Origin of the sequence: Idiomarina sp. UBA4206, assembly GCF_002383015.1 — a bacterium.
Taxonomy (GTDB): domain Bacteria; phylum Pseudomonadota; class Gammaproteobacteria; order Enterobacterales; family Alteromonadaceae; genus Idiomarina; species Idiomarina abyssalis.
On the sequence record NZ_DFTS01000058.1, the window covers coordinates 26,548 to 32,926 of the forward strand.

The window sequence follows — 6,379 nt, forward strand, 5'->3', positions numbered from 1 at the left end:
ATGCATTCGATTACCAAATCACTCCCGTTGACTTAACCGAACTGAACAATGCCGAATTGGCTTTTCATATTACCGAACATTCTGGATACCTATGGATGGCAACTGATCGAGGACTCGTCGTTCATGATATGAAGAAGAACAGTTGGCAAATTTTTAACCGTGATCAAGGCTTGCCCTTTGATAACTTTATGTCCGTCGCTTTCGACGGTAATGGCAATCTCTGGCTCGGCTCAAACCGCGGCCCAGTAATGATTGAACATGACTCCTTTACCAAAGCGTTAAATGGGCAGGCCAATAAGCTCAATGTTGAACGCTTTAGCGAAGTAGATGGACTTGAGAGCGCCCAAATAAACAGCGGCGGTCCTTCCATGCTCCAGGCTCGCGATGGCAGTATTTGGCTAGCAACCAGTAATGGTGTTTCAGAGGTTAATCCGAAAACGATTACGGAAATTGGCAACCTTCCTCCGGAGGTAAATATTGAGTCAGTAAAAGCCGATGGCAAAACAGTCATCTTCGGAGAGAAACTGAGTGCTGAGACGGACCGAATCGTGTTCGAGTTTGTTGCTCCTGGTTATCTTATGGCGGAGCAAATTGACTATCAGGTTCGCCTGGTTGGCTTTGACGAAAATTGGGTGAATAAAAACTCTCTTAACTCTGCAGAGTACACGACCTTGCCGGCCAACGATTATATCTTTCAGGTTCGGGCCAGGTATCCCGGTGGCCAATGGAGTCAACCCGACTATTTTGCTTTCCGGCAGTCGGCTCATATCTGGATGCAGGCATGGTTTTGGATTGTTGCCTCTTTAGCTGTTGCGCTTTTAGCATTGGTTGGCGTAAAAGCACGCCTTAACCAGCATAACCAGACACGGCTGCGACTGGAAAAAATGGTTAAAGAGAAAACAGCTGACTTAGAGACCATGGCACGGCAGGATCCATTAACGAATCTTGGAAACCGGCGCGCCTTTGATGAACGCCTGCAACATGAGCTGAGTCGCTGCAGACGCGACGGAACCTATTTAAGTTTAGCTATCCTTGATGTCGACTACTTTAAGGATGTCAACGACCATTACTTACATACTGTCGGCGATAAGGTACTGGTAAGAATCGCGGAGGTCCTGCGCGATGAAATCAGAGACATTGATTATGTCGCTCGTTGGGGCGGTGAAGAGTTTGCCGTATTAATTACGAACTCAGAGCTTGAAGTCGCTAAGGAAGCCAGTGAACGAATGCGTGAGCGAATAGCTGCAACACCATTCGACGATCTTGTTGAAGACATGAAGATTACCGTTAGTATTGGTGTTGCCAGTAGTTTTCACTATGCTGATCATGCTGGTTTACTCGTTGCAGCTGATCAGGCTCTTTATCAGGCAAAAAGTGCCGGTCGCAACCGAATGGAGTCAAAACCATGAACAAGCATAACTCAATAAACGTTGAAGCTTTTCTTGATAACGACAGCGAAACCTTCAGTTACGTTGTCTTTGATTCGGATGAAAAAGATGCCGTTATTATCGACCCCGTGCTCGACTTTGATTACCCCTCGGGTAAAACTTGTACTAACGGCGCACAACGCATTTTAGACTTTATTCACACAAACAGTCTAAATGTTGCCTGGATACTGGAAACGCATGCGCACGCTGACCACTTAAGTGCCGCTCCTTTTTTAAAAAAGCAACTCAATGCACCTATTGCCATCGGCGAACATATTACGGATGTGCAAAAAATATTTAAGCAGGTCTATAATCTTGAAAAAGAGTTTCTGCCTAATGGGGAGCACTTCGATAAACTGTTGAGTGACGGAGAGACCTTTCAGGTAGGGTCAATGAGTTTCCGTGTAATACATACACCAGGCCACACACCTGCTGATATTGCTTACGTTGTGAATGAAAACAAAGTCTTTGTGGGTGATACATTATTTAACCCGGACGTAGGAACCGCTCGCTGTGACTTCCCCGGAGGCAGTGCCAATACTTTGTATCAATCTATTCAAAAGCTTTTCCAACTGGACGGTACAACGGACGTTTACATTTGCCACGACTACCCTCCCGAGGGGCGCGAGCATCAATGTAAAACCACGATACAAGAACAAAAACAAAACAACATCCATGTCGGCGGACAAGCCAGCGAAGAACAGTTTGTAAAATGGAGAGAAGAGCGCGATGCAACACTGGATATGCCACGACTTATCATTCCTTCCATTCAAGTTAATATTCGTGCGGGTCAAATGCCCCCGGCAGAAAGCAATGGTACTGTTTACCTAAAAGTCCCTTTGAACCGTTTATAACTGCAAGCAGGTACTTAAAATGATGAACAAAACCACTCTCGCTATTTCACTATCACTATTGTTAGCTGGTTGTGGCCAGCCACAGCAAACAGAAACAGCATCAGACAGTCAAACAAGCTCAGTTAAACAAACGTCTCAAACCGAAGAACTGCAAGAGATCTATAAAAATTACTTTGACGAACAACTGAAACTAAACCCGTTATTAGCGACTTATATTGGTGACAATCAATATAATGATGAATTGCCGAACTTCTATTCAAAAGAGCATCTTGAAGAATTACTCGCTTTAGAAAAAAGCTACTTAGAGAAAATTAAAGGCATCAATGCCGAGCAGCTCCCCCGCTCAGAGCGGATCAGTTATGAAATCTTCAAGCGAAACAGGGAACTGGCCATTGAGGGCGCGCAATATCCTGAGCATTTGTTACCTATCAACCAGTTTTATAATATCGCCGGTCGTCTGGCAATGCTGGGCTCTGGCACATCGGCTCAACCATTCAATACAGTAGAAGACTACCGTGCATGGGCCAGTCGCATGAAACAAATCCCCCGACTTTTCCAGCAAGCTATTGAGAACATGAAAGTTGGCGTTAAACAAGACATTGTTCAGCCGCGCGTTTTAATTGAGAAAGCCATTCCCCAAATTGATGCACAAATTACCGAAGACGTTACGCAAAGCATCTTTTGGCGTCCGGTAAAAGATTTACCTGAGGACATCGCAAATACAGACGCCAAAGCAATTCGTGAAGAATACCGCGATGTTATCGCCAATACCGTCATGCCTGCTTATCAAAAACTCAGTGATTACCTCAGTAATGAGTATTTACCGGAGACTCGTACAGACAGTTTCGGCTTGGGTCAGTTGCCCGGCGGTACTGAGTGGTACAAGTATAAAATTAAGGCTAACACTTCAACTGAGTTAAGCGCTGATCGTATTCACAATATTGGTTTAGATGAAGTTGCCCGTATTCACGGTGAAATGCGCGAAATCATGGAGGAAACCAACTTTGAAGGCGACTTACAGGCCTTTTTTGACTTCATGACGAACGACGAACAATTCATTTACGATAACAGAGACGAAATGGTCGAAGACTACCGGTCCTTGCGAGGTACTGTTGATGAAGTCGTTGGCGAGCTGTTCGATATCTTTCCTCAGGCTGAGTACGAAGTGCGTAAAGTTGAGGAATTTCGTGAGCAGTCGGCAAGTTCAGGTTCTTACCAGGCCGCACCTACTGATAACTCGCGACCCGCAATTTTCTACCTGAACACTTACGACTTACCATCGCGCCCCAGTTGGGCAAAAACGGCGCTATTCCTGCACGAGGCAGCACCGGGTCATCATTTCCAGATATCCATCCAGCAAGAATTGGAAGACTTACCCCGGTTCCGGAAGTTTGGCCGGGAAACGGCCTACACTGAAGGCTGGGGGTTATACTCAGAGGCGCTAGGCTACGATATGGGGCTCTACGATGACCCTTACCAGCGTTTCGGACAGCTGGCTGCAGAGTTGTGGCGCTCTATACGCTTGGTCGTTGATACAGGAATTCACGCTAAAGGCTGGAGTCGTCAACAAGTACTAGACTACATGTATGACAACGCCCCGGTTGCAGAAGCTCGTGCGGTATCAGAGGCAGAGCGCTTTATGGCGTTACCCGGTCAGGCTCTGGCCTACAAAATTGGTCAGCTAAAAATTAGCGAGCTGCGCCGCGATGCTGAGAGAAAGCTGGGTAATAACTTTGATATCAAAGCTTTCCACCGTGTGGTTCTTGAGGACGGTGCTGTTCCACTGACCGTACTGGAGCGCAAGGTGAAACGTTGGGTTGCTCAGCAACCGTAGTTTAAAGCAAGTGATCAACCGGCAAACGGGCGGTTAACCAAACCGCCAAGCGCCGCCAAATACCGGCCCCCGGCTCTTTATAAAGCCTCAGCGCCGGTATTTTACTTTTATCCAGCCAATACAGCTTATAAAAACGATTAAGCCTCGCTTCGTAAGTGCGCAGCGGTAATTCATGCTCAAACATTGCGTTAATTCGTTCTGCCATCTCTACCGACTCTATTAACAAGCCTGACTCTGTATTGATCTGAGCTGATCTCGGATCAAAATTGAACGAACCGACAAACACTCTCTTAGCGTCAACGGTGACTGTTTTCGCATGCAGGCTTGAGGCAGAGCGTCTAAAATATGGCCTGACATCTTTACGCAGACGCTTCTCTTCTGTTCGGCGCAACTCAAATAGCTGTACCCCTGACAGCAATAAGCGTCGGCGATGACGCTGGTAACCAGCATGTACTGCCGGCACATCGGTTACTGCTAACGAATTAGTCAGGACCCGAACCTTAACCCCCTGCTCCGACAAATTCTCGAGTTCTTTAACACCAGCGGGTGTCGGAACAAAGTAAGGAGAAACCATCACAATTGAATGCTGCGCCGAGCCTAATGTCTTTGCTAGTTGTTGCGTAACTAGCCGTTGCGGCTTGCTATTTAACTGAGCCTTTAAAGGGTCATCACTGACCACAATGGCAGGCGCTTCATACCAACGCTCGGAGTCTTTGTCCGGAAAATTATTCAAATGTTCGTCCGACAGAACAAACTGCTTTAAATCCTGCAGTTCAGGATGCTTTTGGAATCTGGACCAAATATCCTCGAATAGTCGTTTCTGGTTGCCCGACTTTATTGAACTGACCGGCACCGACAAAAGACAATTCCAGTAGTGTTGCCAGTCCTCAAGAAGCTTATTAACAACCTCACCTTTGGCAATAACATCAAGATCGGAAAAGAGTTGACCGGCATGAGTACCAAAATACTCATTACCAACGTTGCGGCCACCTACAATGCCAACTTTTCCATCGACCAGTAAGGCTTTATTGTGCATCCGTCGATTCATTCGCTTAAAGTCGGTAAGCCAGTTAAGCCAGCGCCAACGACGATGCGTAAAAGGGTTAAACAATTTAATATTAAAATTGGTTCGGGAGGATAAGTCTCGTAATAGCGGCTCTAACGGTTTGCTGTGTAAATCATCCAACAACAAATCAATGCGCACACCCTCTCGGCGGCATCTAACAACTCTTTTAACAACGTCAAACCGCTACTATCCGGGCGCCACAAATAGTATTGCAAAGCAATATGGTATTTTGCCTCACGTATTAAACGGACTCTGGCAATAAGCGAACGATGAGCATCGCTTAAAAACTGAAACTTATTATCGGCAGAGGCCGCAAGTAAAGGAGTCATTTTATGCCACTTATTGCCCGTTCCAGACCGTCAAGAGTCAGCGGGTACATTCTGCCTCCGACTAAATCATTTATCATGCGCACCGACATGTAATACCGCCAATGTTCTTCAGGTTGAGGGTTAAGCCAGGCCACTTTTTCGAAGTGCTGAGTTAAACGGTTCATCCAGGCTTCGCCGGGCTCTTCATTCCAATGTTCAACACTGCCTCCGGGGTAGGCAATTTCATACGGCCCCATGGTTGCATCACCGACAAATAGCAATTTGTAATCCTCACCATATGTCTGAATTAACTGCTCCGTCGGAATTTGCTCCTGCCGACGTCTGGAGTTATCGCGCCAGACACCTTCATAAACGCAGTTATGAAAATAAAACAACTCCAAATGCTTAAACTCATTTTTTAACGCCGTGAACAATTGCTCACATTGATAAACATAATCATCCATTGACCCACCAACATCCAGCAACAAAATAATTTTAACCGCATTATGTCGCTCAGACTGCCACTTCAGATCAAGTAAACCACCTTTTTTTGACGTAGCTTCAATGGTGCTTTTTAAGTCAAGTTCGCTAGCGGCACCAGTGCGCGCAAATTGTCTTAGCTTTCTAAGAGCCATCTGAAAGCCGCGTTGCTCCAGTCTGGCGTTATCATCAAGGTCACGAAACTCGCGTTTATCCCACACTTTGGCCGCACTTCGATTACGATTGCCATCCTGGCCTATTCGAATACCTCCGGGATGGTAACCATAAGCTCCAAAGGGCGATGTTCCTCCGGTACCAATCCATTTCGAGCCTCCCTGGTGACGCTTCTGTTGTTCCTTTAAGCGTTCGTGAAAGGTTTTCATTAACTCATCCAGACTACCGAGTTGCTG

Annotated in this window: 6 protein-coding genes; 3 read left to right on the forward strand and 3 right to left on the reverse strand. The window is 46.3% G+C overall.

The window, feature by feature from the left end; translation table 11 throughout:
• The 3 genes from B3180_RS11725 to B3180_RS11735 form a co-directional block, all read left to right on the forward strand.
• The coding region (locus B3180_RS11725; RefSeq protein WP_286844722.1) for a ligand-binding sensor domain-containing diguanylate cyclase at positions 1 to 1,409 on the forward strand (1,409 nt) is incomplete at its 5' end.
• Complete coding sequence (locus B3180_RS11730) at positions 1,406 to 2,281, forward strand: MBL fold metallo-hydrolase (protein ID WP_273022861.1); 876 nt, start codon at positions 1,406 to 1,408, stop codon at positions 2,279 to 2,281. The genes B3180_RS11725 and B3180_RS11730, both read left to right, overlap by 4 nt.
• 19 nt (positions 2,282 to 2,300) lie before the next feature.
• A complete protein-coding gene (locus B3180_RS11735) occupies positions 2,301 to 4,115 on the forward strand; it encodes a DUF885 domain-containing protein (RefSeq protein WP_286844726.1) in 1,815 nt (604 codons plus the stop codon).
• A gap of 1 nt (position 4,116) precedes the next feature.
• Here B3180_RS11735 and B3180_RS11740 read toward each other — a convergent pair whose 3' ends face one another.
• The 3 genes from B3180_RS11740 to B3180_RS11750 all read right to left on the reverse strand — a co-directional run.
• Positions 4,117 to 5,319: a phospholipase D family protein gene (locus B3180_RS11740; protein ID WP_286844729.1), complete on the reverse strand. Its 1,203-nt coding sequence runs from the start codon at positions 5,317 to 5,319 to the stop codon at positions 4,117 to 4,119.
• Entirely contained in the window at positions 5,274 to 5,510 is a 237-nt protein-coding gene (locus tag B3180_RS11745; protein ID WP_286844732.1) for a hypothetical protein, read from the reverse strand. The genes B3180_RS11740 and B3180_RS11745 overlap by 46 nt, the downstream gene beginning before the upstream one ends.
• Positions 5,507 to 6,379: vWA domain-containing protein (locus B3180_RS11750; protein ID WP_286844734.1), on the reverse strand; the 873-nt coding region annotated here is incomplete at its 5' end. The genes B3180_RS11750 and B3180_RS11745, both read right to left, overlap by 4 nt.

What these genes read in the sequence shown, in the direction of transcription:
- B3180_RS11730 (WP_273022861.1), top strand. Translation starts at nt 1,406, where the DNA reads ATGAACAAGCATAACTCAATAAACGTTGAAGCTTTTCTTGATAACGAC.
- B3180_RS11735 (WP_286844726.1), top strand. Translation starts at nt 2,301, where the DNA reads ATGATGAACAAAACCACTCTCGCTATTTCACTATCACTATTGTTAGCT.
- B3180_RS11745 (WP_286844732.1), bottom strand. Translation starts at nt 5,510, where the DNA reads ATGACTCCTTTACTTGCGGCCTCTGCCGATAATAAGTTTCAGTTTTTA.